The sequence below is a fragment of the Vibrio sp. 03-59-1 genome (assembly GCF_013114135.1).
Taxonomy (GTDB): domain Bacteria; phylum Pseudomonadota; class Gammaproteobacteria; order Enterobacterales; family Vibrionaceae; genus Vibrio; species Vibrio cortegadensis.
This window is the reverse complement of record NZ_VTYA01000005.1, coordinates 219,528-239,862: the sequence shown is the minus strand read 5'-3', so window position 1 is coordinate 239,862 and position 20,335 is coordinate 219,528. Positions and strand designations below refer to the sequence as shown.

The 20,335-nt window shown below is 43.8% G+C and carries 14 protein-coding genes; 10 read left to right on the top strand and 4 right to left on the bottom strand.

Features of this window, described 5'->3' with window-relative positions:
• Nucleotides 1–136 precede the first annotated feature (136 nt).
• From F0249_RS07350 to F0249_RS07305, 10 genes are all read left to right on the top strand, one after another.
• Nucleotides 137–1,180: a rod shape-determining protein gene (locus F0249_RS07350; RefSeq protein ID WP_017051173.1), complete on the top strand. Its 1,044-nt coding sequence runs from the start codon at nucleotides 137–139 to the stop codon at nucleotides 1,178–1,180.
• 65 nt (nucleotides 1,181–1,245) lie between these two features.
• Nucleotides 1,246–2,202, top strand: a complete 957-nt coding sequence (gene mreC / locus F0249_RS07345; RefSeq protein ID WP_171756245.1) for a rod shape-determining protein MreC — start codon at nucleotides 1,246–1,248, stop codon at nucleotides 2,200–2,202.
• Nucleotides 2,192–2,680, top strand: a complete 489-nt coding sequence (gene mreD / locus F0249_RS07340; protein ID WP_017051171.1) for a rod shape-determining protein MreD — start codon at nucleotides 2,192–2,194, stop codon at nucleotides 2,678–2,680. Before mreC ends, mreD begins: the two co-directional genes overlap by 11 nt.
• Nucleotides 2,681–2,684: 4 nt before the next feature.
• Entirely contained in the window at nucleotides 2,685–3,254 is a 570-nt protein-coding gene (locus F0249_RS07335; protein ID WP_017051170.1) for a nucleoside triphosphate pyrophosphatase, read from the top strand.
• 20 nt (nucleotides 3,255–3,274) lie between these two features.
• Nucleotides 3,275–4,744: a ribonuclease G gene (gene rng, locus F0249_RS07330; protein ID WP_017051169.1), complete on the top strand. Its 1,470-nt coding sequence runs from the start codon at nucleotides 3,275–3,277 to the stop codon at nucleotides 4,742–4,744.
• 10 nt (nucleotides 4,745–4,754) lie between these two features.
• On the top strand, nucleotides 4,755–8,630 hold the full coding sequence (locus F0249_RS07325) for a YhdP family protein (protein WP_171756244.1): 3,876 nt from the start codon (nucleotides 4,755–4,757) through the stop codon (nucleotides 8,628–8,630).
• 38 nt (nucleotides 8,631–8,668) lie between these two features.
• The gene (locus F0249_RS07320) at nucleotides 8,669–9,484 is read left to right on the top strand and encodes a carbon-nitrogen hydrolase family protein (protein WP_171756243.1); all 816 of its coding nucleotides are present in this window, start codon (nucleotides 8,669–8,671) and stop codon (nucleotides 9,482–9,484) included.
• 17 nt (nucleotides 9,485–9,501) lie between these two features.
• Nucleotides 9,502–10,947, top strand: coding sequence for a metalloprotease TldD (gene tldD, locus F0249_RS07315; RefSeq protein ID WP_017051166.1), 1,446 nt, complete (start codon nucleotides 9,502–9,504; stop codon nucleotides 10,945–10,947).
• Between the two features lie 284 nt (nucleotides 10,948–11,231).
• A complete protein-coding gene (rapA, locus tag F0249_RS07310) occupies nucleotides 11,232–14,141 on the top strand; it encodes an RNA polymerase-associated protein RapA (protein WP_171756242.1) in 2,910 nt (969 codons plus the stop codon).
• A gap of 124 nt (nucleotides 14,142–14,265) precedes the next feature.
• A complete protein-coding gene (locus F0249_RS07305; protein WP_171756241.1) occupies nucleotides 14,266–15,003 on the top strand; it encodes a pseudouridine synthase in 738 nt (245 codons plus the stop codon).
• Between the two features lie 71 nt (nucleotides 15,004–15,074).
• Here F0249_RS07305 and F0249_RS07300 read toward each other — a convergent pair whose 3' ends face one another.
• The 4 genes from F0249_RS07300 to argR form a co-directional block, all read right to left on the bottom strand.
• Nucleotides 15,075–15,515 carry a universal stress protein gene (locus F0249_RS07300; protein ID WP_136994197.1) on the bottom strand — a complete coding sequence of 147 codons (441 nt, stop codon included), beginning with the start codon at nucleotides 15,513–15,515 and terminating at the stop codon, nucleotides 15,075–15,077.
• A 93-nt stretch (nucleotides 15,516–15,608) separates the two neighbouring features.
• Nucleotides 15,609–18,188, bottom strand: a complete 2,580-nt coding sequence (locus tag F0249_RS07295) for a TRAP transporter permease (protein WP_171756240.1) — start codon at nucleotides 18,186–18,188, stop codon at nucleotides 15,609–15,611.
• A gap of 284 nt (nucleotides 18,189–18,472) precedes the next feature.
• Nucleotides 18,473–19,441: a TAXI family TRAP transporter solute-binding subunit gene (locus F0249_RS07290; RefSeq protein WP_171756239.1), complete on the bottom strand. Its 969-nt coding sequence runs from the start codon at nucleotides 19,439–19,441 to the stop codon at nucleotides 18,473–18,475.
• A 324-nt stretch (nucleotides 19,442–19,765) separates the two neighbouring features.
• On the bottom strand, nucleotides 19,766–20,236 hold the full coding sequence (argR, locus tag F0249_RS07285; RefSeq protein ID WP_017051160.1) for a transcriptional regulator ArgR: 471 nt from the start codon (nucleotides 20,234–20,236) through the stop codon (nucleotides 19,766–19,768).
• Between the last annotated feature and the right edge of the window lie 99 nt (nucleotides 20,237–20,335).

Here is a 20,335-nt window from a genome sequence, read left to right as displayed (position 1 = left end):
CTATCTAAGTTAGGAATCTGTAAGAAAATGCGGGTTTCTGTCCATGTTTATACTTCAATGCCTTGCTGTGATGGCAAGGCATTGGTACATTTAGTGCAATTTTTGTCTTCTAATTCTTGCAGGATGAGCGAAGAATATGTTTAAAAAACTTCGTGGCATGTTTTCAAACGACCTATCTATCGATTTAGGTACTGCCAACACACTTATATACGTTAAAGGCCAAGGCATCGTTCTCGATGAACCTTCAGTAGTTGCAATTCGTCAAGACCGTTCAGGATCAGCAAAGAGTGTTGCAGCTGTCGGCCATGAAGCAAAGCAAATGCTAGGTCGTACACCCGGTAATATTTCAGCAATTCGTCCGATGAAAGATGGTGTGATCGCCGACTTCTACGTAACTGAAAAAATGCTACAACACTTCATTAAACAAGTTCACGATAATAGCGTGCTTAAACCAAGCCCACGCGTTTTGGTTTGTGTACCTTGTGGTTCTACTCAGGTTGAGCGTCGTGCTATTCGTGAGTCAGCACTTGGTGCGGGCGCTCGTGAGGTTTACCTGATTGATGAACCAATGGCCGCAGCGATTGGTGCTGGTCTTCGAGTATCTGAAGCAACAGGTTCGATGGTTATCGATATCGGTGGTGGTACAACAGAAGTCGCGGTAATTTCACTGAATGGTGTGGTGTACTCATCATCTGTTCGTATTGGTGGTGACCGTTTCGATGAAGCGATCATTAACTATGTTCGTCGTAACTACGGCAGCTTAATTGGTGAAGCAACGGCAGAACGTATCAAGCATGAAATTGGTTCAGCTTACCCTGGTGATGATGTTGAAGAGATTGAAGTGCGTGGTCGTAACCTTGCTGAAGGTGTTCCTCGTAGCTTTACACTTAACTCAAATGAAATCCTTGAAGCACTACAAGAGCCACTATCCGGCATTGTTTCAGCTGTGATGGTTGCATTAGAGCAATGCCCACCGGAGCTGGCTTCTGATATCTCTGAAAATGGCATGGTTCTAACAGGTGGCGGTGCGCTATTGAAAGACCTTGATCGCTTATTAACAGAAGAGACTGGGATCCCAGTTGTCGTTGCAGAAGAGCCTTTAACATGTGTTGCTCTTGGTGGCGGTAAAGCTCTAGAAATGATCGACATGCATGGTGGCGATCTGTTCAGCGAAGAATAACGGTTTAGTGCTAGGTTCTAGAAATGTTCTAGTGCCTAGGACCTAGATTCTAGGACCAAATATAAATGAAGCCAATTTTTGGTAGAGGCCCATCTCTACAACTGCGCTTGTTTTTTGCTGTAATTCTATCAGCCAGCCTTATGCTGGCTGATAGTCGTTTAGACACATTCTCAAGTGTCCGATATTTCCTCAATAGCCTTGTTGCTCCTATTCAATATACTGCTAACTTACCGCGAGTCATGTTTGATGGTTTCTATGAGCGTTTGAATACTCGTCAAGGTTTAATAGAGAAAAGTTACGCAATGAAGCGAGAGGTTTTGCGTCTCAAAAGTGATTTGATCTTATTGGATCAATATAAAGAAGAAAATCAGCGATTACGGAAATTATTGGGTTCTCCTTTCGTTCGAGATGAGCGCAAGGTGGTAACCGAAGTGATGGCTGTCGATACCTCTCCTTACCGACATCAAGTCGTGATCGATAAAGGTCGGATTGATGGTGTGTATGAAGGGCAACCTGTTCTGAATGAAAAAGGTGTTGTTGGTCAAGTGACGTTTGTTGCCGCACACAATAGCCGTGTATTGCTACTGACTGATGCCAATAATGCTATCCCTGTTCAAGTGGTACGTAATGACATTCGAGTCATAGCTTCAGGAAATGGAAAAGTTGATCAAATTCAGCTTGAGTATATTCCTACTAGTACTGACATTCAGAACGGTGATTTTCTGGTGACTTCAGGTTTAGGGGGTGTTTATCCTGAAGGGTATCCTGTTGCTTATGTGACTTCTGTTGAACACGATATGCGTCGTGAGTTTGCGGCCATTACCGCCGAGCCTGTAGTTGAATTTGATCGCTTAAGGTATTTACTCTTGATTTGGCCGAATGAAGAGCGCCGTCTTCAAGTTCAGCAATCTGCCCCAGAAAGTATGGCAAAGGAGCTGGTTAAGCATCAAGATGAAGCCGCAATAGCGAAAGATGAAGCAAAGAAAGATGATGTAAAAGTAGAGGCTAAAAATGGCGAATAGTGTATTAAGAAGCAAAATCGTGATTGGTACCTCTTTCATCTTTGCGTTAGTGCTACAAACTATTCCATGGCCTGGGCTCCTCGATTTATTACGCCCATCTTGGTTATTACTCGTGACGTGTTATTGGGTGCTCGCATTGCCACATAGAGTCAATGTTGGTACCGCATTAGTTTTAGGGCTACTTTGGGACTTATTGATTGGATCAACTCTAGGTATCCGAGGGATGATGATGTCGCTCATCATCTACATCATTGCATTGAACTTTCTTGTCATTAGGAATATGGCATTGTGGCAACAGGCCATAATCATCGGTTTATTAACGATTCTAATGCAAGTATTGATCTTCTTTGGTGAATATTTGATCCAAGATGTCGTGTTTAACCCATTATCTCTGTGGGCAGGTATGATTAACTGTATACTTTGGCCATGGATGTTTTTACTAATGAGACGAATTCGTCGTCAGTGGCATGTGAGATAGTCTAATGCACAATGAAATAAACCTAGTACTAGCATCAGGCTCTCCAAGACGTAAAGAGCTACTTGAGCAACTTGGCTATCAGTTCAGCATTGTGAATGCGGACATAAAAGAAGAGAAGCAAGCTCATGAAAGCCCATACGAATATGTTCTTCGTTTGTCTCAAGATAAAGCTCGGGCAGGGTTAAGTTTATCTGCACCGGACTCAATCGTGATTGGTTCTGATACTGTGGTTGTTTGTAATAATCAAGTATTAGAAAAGCCAGTTGATTATTCTGATTCTAGATCCATGTTGCTAAAACTATCGGCTAACCGCCATCAAGTGATGACAGCGGTTAGCGTGGTAACAGACACTAAACAATCGTCAGTAGTGGTGACTACTGATGTATGGTTCAAGCCCCTAACTGAATACGAAATAGAACAATATTGGTTGTCAGGGGAACCATGCGATAAAGCTGGAAGTTACGGAATACAAGGTTTAGGGGGGCGATTTGTCACCCGTATAGAAGGAAGTTATTACGCCGTTGTCGGTTTACCTTTATTTGAAACAGACCAGCTCTTGCACGAATTCTTATAAATTACATTGAGGTGCGCTTCATGAGTGCTGAGTTGCTATTAAATGTGACCCCGAGTGAAACTCGAGTGGCCATGATAGAAGGTGGAGTTCTTCAAGAAGTCCATGTCGAACGCGATGCTCGTCGCGGGATTGTTGGAAACATATATAAAGGCAAAGTAAGCCGTGTTCTGCCAGGAATGCAGGCTGCTTTTGTTGATATCGGCCTTGAAAAGGCGGCGTTTTTGCACGCTTCAGATATTGTTCCGCATACTGAATGCGTCGCTGAAAATGAAAAAAAACAGTTCCAAGTTCGTGATATTTCTGAATTAGTTCGCCAAGGCCAAGATATCGTTGTTCAGGTGGTGAAAGACCCACTTGGTACTAAAGGTGCTCGTCTTACTACCGATATTACCTTACCTTCTCGTTACCTTGTCTTTATGCCGGGGGCGAGCCATGTTGGCGTATCTCAGCGTATTGAAAGTGAATCAGAGCGTGGTCGATTGAAAAAAGTCGTATCACGCTATTGTGATGAGCACGGTGGTTTCATTATCCGCACCGCTGCGGAAGGGGCTGATGCGAAAGAATTGTCTCAAGACGCTGCGTTTTTGAAACGTTTATGGCAGAAGATCATTGAACGTAAATCAAAATATAAAACTCGTACTACACTTTATGGAGAGCTTGGTTTAGCACAACGAATCTTACGTGATTTTGTTGGCACTGAACTGGACAAAATTCAAGTCGATTCTCGTCAAGAGTTTGAATACTTGAAAGAATTCACTTCTGAGTATGTGCCTGAACTAACATCGAAATTAGAGCTGTATGAAGGTGACAAGCCTATTTTTGATATGCATGACACTGAGAATGAAATTCAGCGTTCACTGGACCGAAAAGTGGAACTTAAATCCGGCGGTTATTTGATTATCGATCAAACTGAAGCGATGACTACCGTCGATATTAATACGGGGGCATTTGTTGGTCGTCGAAACTTAGAAGAAACGATTTTCAATACTAACGTTGAAGCGACTCAAGCTATTGCTCGTCAATTGCGTCTGCGTAACCTTGGTGGGATCATTATTATTGATTTTATCGATATGATGTCAGAAGAGCACCGTAAGCGAGTATTGAATTCATTAGAGTTGGCATTAAGTAAAGATCGCGTTAAAACCAATATAAACGGCTTTACTCAACTTGGTTTGGTTGAAATGACTCGTAAACGAACTCGAGAAAGCATTGAGCATATTCTTTGTTCGAGTTGTCCTACTTGTGAAGGTCGCGGTTCAGTGAAAACTGTCGAGACTGTCTGCTTTGAAATTTTACGTGAAATAACGCGAGTAAATCGTGCTTATGATGCAGATAAATTTGTGGTTTATGCTTCACCTGCCGTCGCAGAAACGTTGGAAGGTGACGAGTCACACGCTTTGGCTGAGTTGGAAGTCTTCATTGGTAAGCAAGTCCGCATTCAAGCTGAGTCACTGTATATTCAAGAACAATTCGATGTTGTTATGATGTAATGAGAGTTTTGTGAGTTCAACTTTTACACGCTTATGGCGAATTTCATTGTGGTTATTAGTAACAGTGTTAGTGACTCTTGCTATCACTGTTACGGCCTTGCGCATTACTTTACCTCAGCTAAATCAGCATAAATCTGAGATAGAAGCTTGGGTGAGTAAAGGATCTGGTTTTGAATTCACCCTTTCTGGTGTTAGCGGCTTTTGGCGTAACACGCATCCCTCCATTTCCTTAAAAAATATCGATGCCAATTTAGCCGGGCAAGAGAATCATCTCTCTGTTGAGGAAGTCGAAATAGAATTCGATCTTATTCAATCGATGATTCACCTTAAGCCAGTTATCGCCGATCTCACGTTGAATGGGTTGAACTTAGATATTCGCTCGATCAGCTTGGTTCAGCAAGAGGGTAACAATCTTCCTAGCGATTCGACCAAAGCGCCGCAGTCCAATGTGATACAAAAACTGGATTCGTTGCTGCTCCGCCAATTAGAAGACTTCACCGTGACGAACTCTTTGGTGCAGTATCAAGCGGTTTCAGGTGAAGAGCGTCAGCTTGATATTAGTCACCTGAAATGGCGTAACCAAGGTAAAAACCACAAAGTGGAAGGCGAAGTGAGCCTCGCGGACTCAAGTCTTAACTCATTGTTGGTAAGTGCTAACTTTATTGATCATGGATCGCTGCAAGTTGTCTCAGGGGAGTTCTATGTCAGTGCTGAAAACGTATTAGTGACTCCATGGTTAACCCGTTATCTACAAACAGAAACGGGCATTGATCAAGGCAAAGTGAGCTTAAATAGTTGGATAACATTACATCGCAGTAAACCCGTCGATGCTTATGTTGAAGTACTTCCGTCAGAACTGTCATGGACGGAAGGTTCAAAGCACGAACTAATTATTGAATCTGGCATATTTAAATTGTCTCCGTTGAAAAAAGGTTGGCAAGTTAATGGGCACTCACTTCAACTTAGAACTGACGACACGCCATGGCCTGAACTGGATATTGCATTTGAGTGGCAACCCGAACAGTGGCGACTTAATGTTTCACAGCTTGATATTGCTACGCTAAGTCCTATGGCTAAATTGCTCCCTGATTCTACAGAAATGACGCAATTGCTAGATAAGCTTTCACCACGCGGTCGAATTGAAGATATACGTATTGCACAAGGGCAAGACGCCGATTCTTTAACCTATTCAGCCTCATTAGTTGATGGCGCGATTAAGCAGTGGGAACTTCTTCCTGGTGTTAACTATGCGAATGCCACCATTGCAGGTTCGAAAACTCAAGCGACAGCCAAACTACAAATTATCGATGATGAACTCCCTTATGGGGAAGTATTTCAAGCGCCATTAGTGATTAAGCAAGGTGCGGTTGATGTGGTGTGGCAACGCCAAGATGACGGCTGGAGTTTATGGGCAGATAAAGTCACCGCAGCGACTCCGGATTTACAAGTACTAGGTGCTTTCCGTCTGGATTTTCCGAATAACGCTAGTCCATTTCTCTCTTTTTATGCGGAAGCGGATGTGTATAACGCAGGACAAACATGGCGTTATTTACCGACTCTTGCTCTTGGACAAGACCTTACAGATTATCTCTCTGCTGCGGTTCAGGCAGGGAAAGCCCATACTGCGAAATTGTTGTGGTATGGAGAGTTGGGCGATTACCCATATCAAAAAAACGATGGCATCTTTCAAGCTTGGGTTGGTCTCGAAGATGCGAAGTTTAGTTTTGATACCGCTTGGCCACTAGTGACTAATTTGCAGTTGGACCTTCTGTTTGAAAATGCGGCAATGCACTTAGATTCACGTTCTGCAAAATTGATGGGAGTCAACGCGCAACGTATTACAGGGCGTATCCCCAATTTAGGAGAAGGCGGGCATATCGAAATTGAAGCGAAAGTCAGTGCTTCAGGAAATGCAGTACGGGATTACATGACAGCCTCGCCATTGGTTGACTCTGTTGGTGCTGCTCTTACCGCGATTCAAGTGAGTGGTAAGGTATCGTCCGAATTTAAGCTAAATATTCCATTTGATGAAGGCAAAGATACACGAGCATGGGGCTTTGCTGATTTAAACAATAATCACGTAGAAATGGCTGCGCCACCAATGACTCTGGAAAAAGTCACGGGGCGAATTAAATTTGATGATGATGTAATTATGGCTTCTGGACTGGGCGGTGAGATCTTAGATCAACCAGTATCCATTGATTTTACCGGTGAAAATGCAGGCCAAGGCTATGCCGTAAAATTGGATGCGGTAGGGGATTGGGATGTGAAGCCACTGACGCCATACCTTGGACAACGATGGTTAAAGCGATTGAGTGGCCACGCACCTTGGGAGCTTGGGGTAGACCTTCAACTTAATGATGTTGGATTTACTTATCAGCTAGATTTGCAATCAAACCTAACTTCTTTAGAGAGCCAGTACCCATATCCGTTAGCAAAATCTGCCGGAGATAAGGGTAAAGCTAGTTTACAAGCGTCAGGTAACCAAGAGTCCATAACCGCTCGTTTGCAATTGCCTAATACTAAGTACCAAGCAGAAATCGATATCACTCATGATACACCAGTACTCACCGCCACTAACTTAGTGCTCGGGAATGGCGGCTTTAAAATTAGCCCTGTTGTTGGGCACCACGTTCTTGTTCGTACTGATACGTTTGATTTGGATGAGTGGATTTCTGTGGCTGATGAGCCTGTCGTCGGTGCCAAATCGGTGGTCGATACCATGAATACCCCGATTATTCCGTTGCCTAAACGTTTGAAAGTACAAAGCCAAGCTTTAACATTTGCAGGCCTTGAATGGCATGATGTGGACTTTAGTGCTCGTAAAAAAAACCTCGGTTGGCAGATGGATGTTGAGAGCCAAGAAATTGAAGGTCGAGTGAATTATCTTGAACCTTACGATCTGAGTGTATCCCTCGATCGGCTGCACATCTATGTTCCTGCTATTGATAAAGTATTAGAAGAAAAAACGCCGGAAGAAGAAAAAGCAAAACAACTGAGGCCTTTAATCTCAGAGTTTGAACGGAAATTCCATAAAGCGATGCCGAACTTAACCTTAGTGATCAATGATTTTTGGCTGCAAGGTTATAACGTAGGTAAAGTAAACGTTGATCTCCAACGCCAAAATGATCGGCTTGAATGGAAAAAGGTTCAAGTGATCAGTGGAACGAATGAACTGAACATTGATGGCTGGTGGACACTCAAAGACGAGGTGAGCCACTCCAGTACAAATATTCATATTAAAGGCGAAAATAATAGCGATTTGATGGAGCGATTCGGTGTTGATTCCGGTATTCAAAAAGCTCCATTTGAGATAACCACTCAAGCGGAGTGGGATGGTTCACCTTGGTCAATGCAAGTGAATACCTTGTCAGGCAATCTTGATCTGACCTTTGGCGAAGGGGTGATTTCTGATGTGGGTGGTGCTGCTCGCCTACTCGGTCTATTTAGCCTTGATTCAATCATCCGTAAGATGAAACTCGATTTTAGTGACGTATTTGATAAAGGAATGGCATTTACGAGCATCACTGGTAGCGGGAAAATTCAAGATGGTGTGTTTGTTACCAATGACATTAATATGGATGCGGTCGCGGGTGAGATGAATATTAAAGGCCTTGCGAATTTGAACACTCAGTTGGTTGATGCTGAAGTAGAATTCACGCCCGATATTACCTCAGGTATTCCGGTACTGACCGCTTTCGCTGTGACGCCACAAACCGCGCTTTATGTACTTGCGATCACCACGGTAATCTCACCCGTTGTTGAGGTAATCACTCAAGTAAATTATGAAGTGAAGGGACCGCTTGATTCACCTGTGGTAAAAGAGCTTTCACGGAGCAAGGGCGAATTTAAGCTACCAGAGAAGCTGTTGGAAAAATTAAAATAGAGACTGAAATATAGGTTTGAATAGCAAAAGGAATCGCTATGAGTAACGTTGGAATCATTCAAATGACATCAGGGGCGGATCCTTGGGTTAACTTGCAGCATATAGAAGATCAGCTAAACAAGTTCGCTCAAGAGAAGGTTACTTGGGTCCTGACACCAGAAAATTCGATTATTTTTGGTAGCAAAGAGGATTACCATCGTTATGCTGAGCCACTGAATCAAGGACCGATTCAGGAGAAACTGCAATCACTAGCTCGACGATTTAAGCTATGGCTAGTGATTGGAAGCATGCCGATTCGAACGGAAAAAGGCATCACCACCACGACTTTAGTGTTCGATGATTTTGGTACGCTGGTGACACATTACGATAAACTGCATATGTTTGACGTGGATGTTGCCGATAAGCACCAATGTTATCGAGAATCTGAGACCTTTACTCCTGGTGATAGAGTGGTCACGCATGAGGCACCATTTGGGTGTTTAGGTTTGAGTATTTGTTATGATGTGCGTTTTTCACATCTATACTCAGAATTGAGGCGTAAAGGTGCTCAAATAATTGTCGTTCCTGCTGCATTCACAGCCGTGACGGGTAATGCCCACTGGGAGGTGTTACTTAGAAGCAGAGCGATTGAAAATCAGTGTTGGATAGTGGCTGCCGGGCAAGGTGGAGTTCATCCTTGCGGTCGAGAAACGTGGGGACACTCTATGGTGATAGATCCGTGGGGTGGAGTCACTCGTCAACTCGACCAACATGCGCAGAACTTAGTGGTTGAGATCGATCTATCTCAAATAGAACCGATTAGGCAACGAATGCCAATCCTCCAACACTCGCGTTTTAGTAATCAATTTTATTAGGATAATAAGAACCAAATATGACCATTAATCGTCTTGAAGAAGCACTACTTAACCCTACTGGTTTAACTGAGCAAGATATTGCAGATACCCTTGCGAGTATTGCGACTCGTCAAATTGATTACGCAGATATTTACTTTCAATCAAGCTGGCATGAATCTCTAGTACTAGAAGACAGCATCATCAAAGATGGTTCTTTTAACATTGATTGTGGTGTAGGTGTTCGCGCAGTCTCTGGAGAAAAAACGGGTTTCGCATACTCGGACCAAATTCAGCTTGATGGCTTAAAGCAGAGTGCCATTGCGGCACGTGGTATTGCTCAACAAGGTCAAAATGGTCAGGTTCAAGCATTTAAGCGTAGCTCAAACCAAGCGTATTACGGCGCAACGAACCCATTAGAGTGTTGGCAGAAGCAGCAAAAAACAGAGCTATTACAAGCGTTAGATGCGTATATCCGTACTAAAGAACCGATGGTTCAAGAGGTTTCAATTAGTTTGAGTGGTGTGCACGAGCAGATGCTAGTTGCCGCAACTGACGGGACTTATGCGGGTGATATTCGCCCACTAGTTCGTTTGTCTATCAGCGTGTTGGCGCAAAAAGGTGATCGTCGCGAGCGTGGTAGCTCAGGCGGTGGTGGCCGCTTTGGTTATGATTTCTTCTTAGGTGATGAAAACGGAACTCAGATCGCTTATCAATATGCTGATGAAGCGATTCGTCAAGCGCTAGTGAACCTTGAAGCGATTGCCGCACCAGCAGGCGCAATGCCAGTGGTATTAGGTTCTGGTTGGCCAGGTGTCTTGTTACATGAAGCGGTGGGTCACGGACTAGAAGGTGACTTTAACCGCAAAGAATCATCGGTATTCTCTGGTAAAGTTGGCGAACAGGTCACGTCAAAGCTTTGCACGATTGTGGATGATGGCACGCTGAAAGATCTTCGTGGATCACTAAATGTGGATGATGAAGGTGTCAATGGCCAATACAATACACTGATTGAAAACGGCGTACTCAAAGGCTACATGCAAGATAAATTGAACGCTCGCTTAATGGGTGTTGCACCAACAGGTAACGGACGTCGTGAGTCTTATGCTCATCTACCAATGCCGCGCATGACAAACACATACATGTTGCCGGGTGAGCACAGCCCAGAAGAGATCATCTCGACAGTGAAGCGAGGCATTTACGCTCCGAACTTTGGTGGCGGTCAAGTGGATATCACTTCAGGTAAATTTGTTTTCTCTGCATCAGAAGCTTACATGATTGAAGACGGTAAAATTACTCACCCAGTCAAAGGTGCGACGCTTATTGGCTCTGGTATTGAAGCAATGCAGCAAGTCTCTATGGTTGGTAATGATCTGAGCTTAGATCGCGGTGTAGGTGTTTGTGGTAAAGCAGGTCAAAGTGTACCTGTCGGTGTCGGTCAGCCAACATTGAAACTGGATTCATTGACCGTTGGTGGTACCGAGTAAGATTTAGCTAAACAGTAAACACCATAAATGATGATAATGAGCGCCTAGGTAACTAGGCGCTCATTTTTGTAAATGCGTAAGAAAATAGACAGAAAAAGAGTCAAGATAATGAGTGTTTGGGCGTGACCTAAATCACAGCATCAAGTAAGATTAGCGACCTTTTTCTGTTCCTATAACATTCGTGCTGAATTATTGAATGTTGCCTTTAAAATGGGCAACAGAAAGAAGATTTATAGCTAAAATTAATAGACCAAATTCCATTTAATAGATGAGGTAGTCAATTCATGACATTTGCTTTGGGGCAACGCTGGATTAGCGATACGGAAAGCGATTTAGGTTTAGGTACCGTCGTAGCATTGGATGCTCGTACAGTGACATTAATGTTTGCCGCTTCAGAAGAGAACCGTTTGTACGCACGAACTGAAGCACCCGTAACCCGAGTAACATTTAACGTTGGAGATGTTGTCGAAAGCCAAGAAGGTTGGTCTCTCAATGTTGAACAAGTCATCGAAGACAAAGGATTGTTTATCTATATCGGTAAGCGCGAAGATAATGGCGAAGAAGAGATCGCACTGCGCGAAATTTTCTTAAGTAACCAAATTCGCTTTAACAAGCCTCAAGATAAGCTGTTTGCTGGTCAGATTGATCGTATGGATAACTTTGTTCTGCGCTACCGAGCGTTGAGCAATCAGTTTGAACAGCACAAGAGCCCAATGCGTGGTCTGTGTGGTATGCGTGCAGGTCTGATCCCTCATCAACTTTACATCGCACACGAAGTGGGTCGTCGTCATGCTCCTCGTGTATTGCTGGCTGATGAAGTGGGCTTAGGTAAAACCATCGAAGCGGGTATGATCATTCACCAACAAGTGTTGTCTGGTCGTGCTGAACGTATTCTTATTGTTGTTCCAGAAACATTGCAGCATCAGTGGCTCGTTGAAATGATGCGTCGTTTTAACCTGCACTTCTCTATCTTTGATGAAGAGCGTTGCATTGAAGCCTTTGCTGAATCAGACAACCCATTTGATACCCAGCAATATGTTCTTTGCTCATTAGACTTCCTACGTAAGAGTCGTAAGCGTTATGAGCAAGCATTAGAAGGTGAGTGGGATCTATTAGTCGTGGATGAAGCGCATCACTTAGAGTGGAGCGAAGACAAGCCGAGTCGCCAATATCAAGTGGTTGAAGGGCTTGCTGATCGCACTCCAGGCGTACTGCTATTAACCGCGACGCCGGAACAACTCGGCCGAGAAAGCCATTTTGCTCGTCTACACTTGCTTGATCCTGATCGTTTTTATGATTATCAAACCTTTGTCACCGAAGAAGATCAATACGCACCAGTTGCCGATTCAGTAACGGCACTGTTTTCGGGTATCAAATTAGAAAATAGCGCGAAGAATCAGATTACAGAACTGCTATCAGAGCAAGATGTAGAACCTCTGTTCCGTATTATCGAAAGTGACAGTGACGAAGAAGAGAAAGCCGCAGCACGCCAAGAGTTGATTGACAACTTAATGGATCGCCACGGTACGGGGCGAGTACTGTTCCGTAACACTCGTGCGGCAATTAAAGGCTTCCCAGAGCGTAATGTTCACTTGCTACCAATGGATATCCCATCTCAGTACACCACATCAATGCGTGTATCTGGCATGATCGGAGGCAAAATGCCTCCTGAAGCTCGTGCAATGAAAATGCTCTACCCTGAAGAGATCTTCCAAGAATTTGAAGGGGAAGATGCATCTTGGTGGCAGTTCGATTCTCGCGTTAACTGGTTATTAGAGAAAGTTAAAGAGAAGCGCAGTGAGAAGGTGTTAGTCATTGCTTCTCGTGCAAGTACGGCATTACAACTTGAGCAAGCACTACGAGAACGTGAAGGCATTAGAGCGACCGTTTTCCATGAAGGCATGTCAATCATCGAACGTGACAAAGCGGCTGCATATTTCGCTCAAGAAGAGGGTGGCGCCCAAGTTCTGATCTGTAGTGAAATCGGTTCTGAAGGTCGTAACTTCCAGTTTGCTAACCAATTGGTGATGTTTGATCTTCCATTTAATCCCGATCTGTTAGAGCAGCGCATTGGCCGTTTAGATCGTATTGGTCAAGAGCGCGATATCGATATTTATGTGCCTTACCTAAAAGGGACTTCTCAAGCGATTCTTGCGCGTTGGTTTGATGAAGGCCTTGGTGCATTTTCTGAAACGTGCCCGACAGGACGCGCGGTATACGACAAATACGCAGCGACATTGATCGACATGCTAGCGACAGGTAACACTGAGCAGTTAGATGAAATCATTGATGAGTCGGCGAAGATGAACAAAGAGTTGAAATCTCAGCTAGAGCAAGGTCGTGACCGTCTACTTGAGATGCACTCGAATGGTGGCGAGAAAGCGCAAGAGATCGTCAATAAGATCGCGTCAACCGATGGCGATACAGGCTTGATCACTTTTGCTTTGAGCTTATTCGATACCATCGGCCTAAACCAAGATGATAAAGGTGAAAACGCACTGGTTGTGACGCCATCTGAACATATGATGGTGCCGAGCTACCCTGGACTGCCTTATGAAGGCGCGACGATCACGTTTGATCGTGAAACCGCATTGTCTCGTGAAGATATGAACTTTATCAGCTGGGAACACCCAATGATTCAAGGTGGAATCGATCTATTGATGAGTGAAGGTGTCGGTACGTCAGCGGTCTCTTTACTGAAGAATAAAGCGTTGCCTGTTGGTACGATCTTGCTAGAGCTTGTCTATCTTGTTGATGCTCAAGCACCAAAACGCAGTGGCATCAGTCGCTTCTTACCGCCAACGCCAATCCGTTTAATGATGGATGCACGTGGTAATGACCTGTCTGCACAAGTCGAATTTGAAAGCTTTAACCGTCAACTTAGCCCAGTCAACCGCCATTTAGGCAGCAAGCTGGTGGCATCGGTTCAAAATGATGTTTATAAGCTTATTTCATTAGGGGAAGCTCAAGTTGTAGAGCGTGTAGAAGCGATCCGTGAGCAGGCTCAGCAAGATATGCAGTCTAACCTTAATGGTGAGTTAGAGCGTTTACAGGCACTTAAAGCGGTAAACCCAAATATCCGAGATGAAGAGCTTGAAGCGATTGAAACGCAAATTCAAGAGTTAACGGGATACATTGGTAAAGCCCAAGTGCAGCTCGATTCATTACGCATGATAGTGGTAAGCCACAACTAATATTGTTTATTCTTGAGGGTGATATTGAGCGACCAATGAGCCTGATAAAGAGATAGCATGATAGAGCTCGATTTAGTTTTTAGACTAAATCGAGTTTTTCTTTTTTACTAAATGAGATGTCACAATGGCGATGATTGAATACATTCCCCCGACCGAACCTTGGATTGATATTGTGTATCAAGATAATGATATTCTGGTCGCCAATAAGCCATCGGGATTGCTTTCCGTACCCGGTAGGGCGCCTGAGCATTATGATAGTATGTGGAGCCGTTTAGTCGCTGAATACCCAGAGATACAGGTGGTGCATCGACTCGATATGTCGACATCGGGTTTAATGCTTTTCGCCATGCATAAAGAAGCTGAGCGTTCATTGAAGAAACAGTTTCAATACCGCTTAACTCACAAAATATATTACGCACGTGTATGGGGATTAGTCGAAGAGGAACAAGGCGAGATTGATCTTCCGCTCATCTGTGACTGGCCGAATAGACCAAGACAGAAGGTTTGTCATGAAGATGGAAAGCCATCACAAACGCGCTACCAAGTGGCGAAGCGTGAAGAGAAAACGACCTTATTGAGGTTACTTCCTATCACTGGTCGTTCACATCAATTACGTGTTCATGCGATGGAAATAGGGCACTCTATTGTCGGTGATGAGTTTTACTCGTCAGGTGAGGCGCTAACTTTCTCTGATAGATTAGCGCTGCATGCTTGTGAGCTGAGTTTTTATCATCCCGCCACCGAAAAATTGTTTACGGCGTTTGTGCCATGCGATTTCTATCCAGAGGTTGAGCCTCAAGTTCTGCAACACTTTGAAGCGAGTGAATGCTTACCAGACTACAAAACCTTGCCTAAAAATTAAAAAAACGGCCATTCATTGAATGGCCGTTTTCTATAGAAATCTGAATCGATCTTATATCGATAGAGATCATGTTACGAGTTCTGCGGTTTTACCACTAACACATTGATAGGTGAGTTTTGCACGACTTTACTCGCCACCGATCCTAGCACGACTTTGTCCATTCTTGACCGTTTATGGCTTGGCATAATGATTAAGTCGGCACCAAGTTTTGCTGCATACTCAAGGATGGTTGAGTATGGTTTTCCTTCAGCAACATGAACTTTGTAGATAACTTCATCATCGATATGTTGATCAGCAAAAGCTTTCAGCTGGCTTTTAACATCTAGCTTCATCTTGTGAGCCGCATCTTTAGGGAAGTAAGTCGCGACCATAGACATATGAATGCCAGGTAAAACATTCAATAGGTGAACTTCAGCGTTAGAGTGTTTCGCATGCCAAACCGCTAACTCAACGGCTTTATCTGAAAAGCCTTTATCATTTAAATCGACAGGAACAAGGATTTGTTTATACATTATTTATTCTCTTTAAATTGTGCAGCTAACGCTAATCGCTAGCTGCCGCCAATATCCTTTCCAGTAAGAAAGCCGATAGTACCACTTTCTCTATTAAGCGCTTAGTTCATCCTTACGAGCGCGTCTACGTTGGTTTAAGCCTAGTCCAATAAGAAGAAGTAGGGCTGGAACAAAAACCCATTCTTTCATCGGTCTATCTGCATCTTGAATAATGGATTTAATCTCCCAATCGAAATCAATACCAGAAGACTCCGCAGGGCTACCAAACTCAACCATATCAACAATCATTTTGCCATCAACCTGATTTAGCATTAGGCCCATTGACGAAATTCGCTCTTCTGCGCTTACCGCGTAATCATCAAATGGTAGGCGAACCGTTTTCTCAGAGTAGTCGCCTTCAAGGTTTTCACCAGCAACTCTCAGCTCAAGTGATTGTCCTACATTTAGTTTTTCAGTAATTTGAGCTATCTCAACTCCTGGCGAAAGAACTTTTGCAGGGTAAACCATGTCCCACCAAAAACCAGGGCGGAAGAAGGTAAAAGTGAGAGCAAGAAGTAGCACTGTTTCCCACCACTTGTTACGAGTGAACCACCAACCTTGCGTTGCCGCAGAGAAGATGAGCATTGCAACGACAGATGAGAAGATGGTTAGCGCTAAATGCCACCATGTATCAATACCCATTAAAAGGAGTTGCGTATTAAACACAAACATAAATGGAAGAATGGCCGTTCGAATATCGTAGGTAAAACCTTGAATACCGGTTCGAATTGGGTCTGATTTTGCAATCGCAGCAGCCGCGAACGCAGCTAAACCTACAGGTGGCGTATCATCGGCTAATATCCCGAAATAGAACACAAATAGGTGGACCGCAATGAGTGGAATGATCAGCCCGTGAGCGGCACCTAAAGTCACAATTACTGGCGCCATCAAAGTAGACACAACGATGTAGTTTGCCGTGGTTGGCAACCCCATACCCAGCACTAAGCTAATAACCGCAGTAAATAGCAGCATTAAAATGATGCTTCCGCCAGATATGAACTCAACAAAGTCGGTCATGACTAAGCCGATACCAGTAAGCGTTACAACACCGACAACCGTACCCGCAGCGGCAGTTGCGACACCAATACCGATCATATTACGAGCGCCAGAGACTAAGCTTTCGAGTAGATCGATGAATCCCGCTTTTACTTGCTCATTGATATCACCCGTTTTAGACATCAGAGCAATCAATGGACGTTGAGTGATCAAAATGAAGATCATGAACACGGTTGCCCAGAATGCAGATAATCCAGGAGAAAAACGCTCAACGGTTAAACACCAGACTAGAACAACAATAGGTAACAGAAAGTGCAAACCAGATTTCACGGTTGGGCCTGGTTCTGGTACTTCAGTTAATTCGGCGTTCATATCCATGCCGCCTTCCGCTGCATACTTTGCGGATACGCGGATCAGAGCCACATACGAGAGTAATAAAGCAACGGTCACAATCGGGGTTGCTGCCGCACCAAATACATCTTTCGTCCAACCGACGCCGTAGTAAACCGCAGCACTTATTACACATAAACCAAGGATGGTTCCGGTGAAAGAGAGCAAGCTTTGGATAATTGTTGGTGTGTGGCGACGAGGTAGCCCGGTCATGCCGGCTTTACAGGCTTCTAAGTGAACAATGTAGATAAGCGCAATGTAAGAAATTAGTGCTGGAAGTAGAGCTGCTTTGATCACTTCTACGTAAGAAATACCCACGTATTCCACCATTAAGAATGCTGCTGCACCCATGATTGGTGGTGTTAATTGCCCGTTTGTGGATGCGGCAACTTCAACTGCTCCCGCTTTTTCGCCAGAAAACCCGACACGTTTCATTAATGGGATCGTAAACGTACCAGTGGTGACTACGTTTGCAATTGAAGATCCAGAAACAAGACCGGATAAACCAGAAGCGACAACGGCCGCTTTTGCTGGTCCGCCACGCATATGACCAAGTAGTGAGAAGGCCACTTTAATGAAGTATGCACCTGCACCAGCTCGCTCTAGCATCGCGCCAAAAAGAACGAATAGGAATACAAAAGAGGTTGAAACACCGAGCGCTACGCCAAATACACCTTCAGTGGTTAGCCATAGGTGAGACATTGCTTTATTCAAGCTTGCCCCTTTATGAGCGATAACATCTGGCATGTGAGGGCCGCCAAATGTGTACAGTAGGAACACAGCCGCTACCACCATTAACGGTGGACCTAAAGCTCGACGAGTTGCTTCTAAAAGTAGAACCATTCCTGTAACGGCAGCAACGATATCAAAAGTCGTCGGTGCGCCTGAACGGTCGGCTAATTCGCTATAAAAAAGGTAGATATAAGCCGCTGAAAAACTACCTGCTAGGGCTAGTAACCAATCGACCGCGGGAATGCTATCTCGCGGTGAATTTTTCATTGCAGGGTAGGCGGTGAACGCCAAGAAAATAGCAAAAGTGAGATGGATCGAGCGTGCTTGAGTGTCATTAAGCACGGCAAAATCAAAAATAAATGGCAGTGGCGATGCGTACCAAAGTTGGAATAGCGACCAACAGAGTGGTACAAACCATAAAATTCTCCCAGAAAGACCGCTCGGATTTCGCGCTCCGGTGTCGGATTGGGCCACCATTTCTTGCACATCTGGAGACGGTGTGTTTGTCTGCGTCATGTACTTTATCCTTATTTCTTGATGGTCTAGACTCATCGTTCTTCGACTTAGAGTTCTATTGAGCACCTATCAGTGTAGTAAATAGATGAAAACTTGCTCTGAGTATCGACTTGTCTTGGGTTATTACGAAGGTTGGTTTTTCAAATTTAGAAAACCAAAAGTGGTTATGTTTTGCCGTTATAGTAATTGGGATTGAATTGGCAAAAACATCTCAGCATTCATCATGCGGAGTAAACAAATAAGGAGGCTGGAGCCTCCTTATATTAGACAATAGTTTGAAACAATTATTTCAAAAGACCGACTTCTTTGTAGTATTTAACTGCACCTGAGTGAAGAGGGATAGATAGACCTGCTTTAACCATATCTTCTTTCTTCAGGTTTGCAAACGCAGGGTGAAGGCGTTTGAAAGTGCTAAAGTTTTCAAATACTGCTTTTGCAACATTGTAAGCAACTTCATCAGGAACGTCCGTCGTTGTTACCATCGTAGCGGCAACACCAAAACTGTTTACGTCATCTTCTGTACCGCGATACATACCTGCAGGTACATTGCTGTAGGCGTAGTAAGGGTTGTCAGCAACAATCTTGTCAATTTGAGGACCCGTAGCTGGAACTAGCTTCGCATCACAAGATGTTGTTGCTTCTTTGATTGATCCGTTCGGGTGGCCAACCATGTAGATGAATGCGTCAATTTTATTATCACATAGAGCTTGTGAACGCTCAGAACCTTTAAGTTCAGACGCTAGTTTGAAGCTGTCGTTTGTCCAGCCCATCGCATCCATGACAACGCCCATTGTTGCGCGATCACCAGAACCTGGGTTACCGATGTTTACACGCTTACCTTTTAGATCAGCAACGCCTTCGATACCAGCATCTGAACGAGCAATGATGTTGAATGGTTCTGTGTGAAGAGAGAACATTGCACGCAGTTTTTTGTACGGACCTTGTTCTGCAAATTTACTTGTACCGTTGTAGCCGTGGAACTGCCAGTCAGACTGAACAACACCAAAATCAAGCTCACCCGCACGCATAGTGTTAACGTTGTAAATTGAGCCACCAGTAGATTCTACTGAACAACGAATGTTGTGCTCTTTACGACCTTTGTTCACTAATTTACAAATAGCACCGCCAGTAGGGTAGTAAACACCAGTTACTGAACCTGTACCAATTGTGATGAACTCTTGTGCGTTAACTGCACCAGCACCAATTACTGCAGCTGCAATAGCGCTGACTTTAACAAGTTTGTTAAATGCCATGAATTTTCCTTCCTTATTCATTGTTAGTCCTGAAACAAGTGTAGCTGCTTCTGGAGTTTCCTATCTAAAAACGGCACCTTTTTCAATCCATCGGTTGAAAAAGAGGCTGAATAATAGCAAAAAATTGGTAGATAATTACAAGAATGTTAAAAGTTATAGCTAAATAGTCTAAGTGTATAACAAGAAAATAGCAGAAATGAGATGTTGAAATTCGATGAAAATCAATAACTTGAATTTAGCATGAGACTAGGAGATGAATAGCGTAAGATGTGAGCTAGGTCACAGCGAAAGAGTCTCACAGTGACCTATATAAGAATCAAATAGTTAGCCTGCGTAATCAAACAGATCGCATACTGAGTCGAATAATTGCTCAGTGGTAACGTTGAGAGTTGGAGTAATGAAAATAGTATCATCTCCAGCTACGACACCTAAAATGCCTTCTGACTTACCTAAAGAATCAAGTAAGCGTGCGATAAGTTGAGCTGCACCTGGTCCGGTATGAATAACAACAATCGCATTGTTATGATCAATATCGAGAACAAGTTCACGTAAGGAGCTTGATACCGTAGGGACACCCAACTCAGCAGGTAAGCAGTACACCATTTCCATTTTGGCATTGCGTGTACGAACTGCTCCAAACTTGGTAAGCATCCGAGATACTTTCGATTGGTTGATACTCTCAAAACCTTCATGTTTTAGAGCGTCTACGATCTCACCTTGTGAGCCAAATTTCTCTTCTTTTAGTAAGGCTTTGAAAGCTCGAACTAAGTTATCTTGTTTTTCTGTATTGCGCATAGTTCTGTCTTATATCCCGCTGAGAAAACACATATATCCACAGCCGCGCATTCTGACATAGATATGAGGGATTAACCAAACTATCCCTGAAATCTGTTA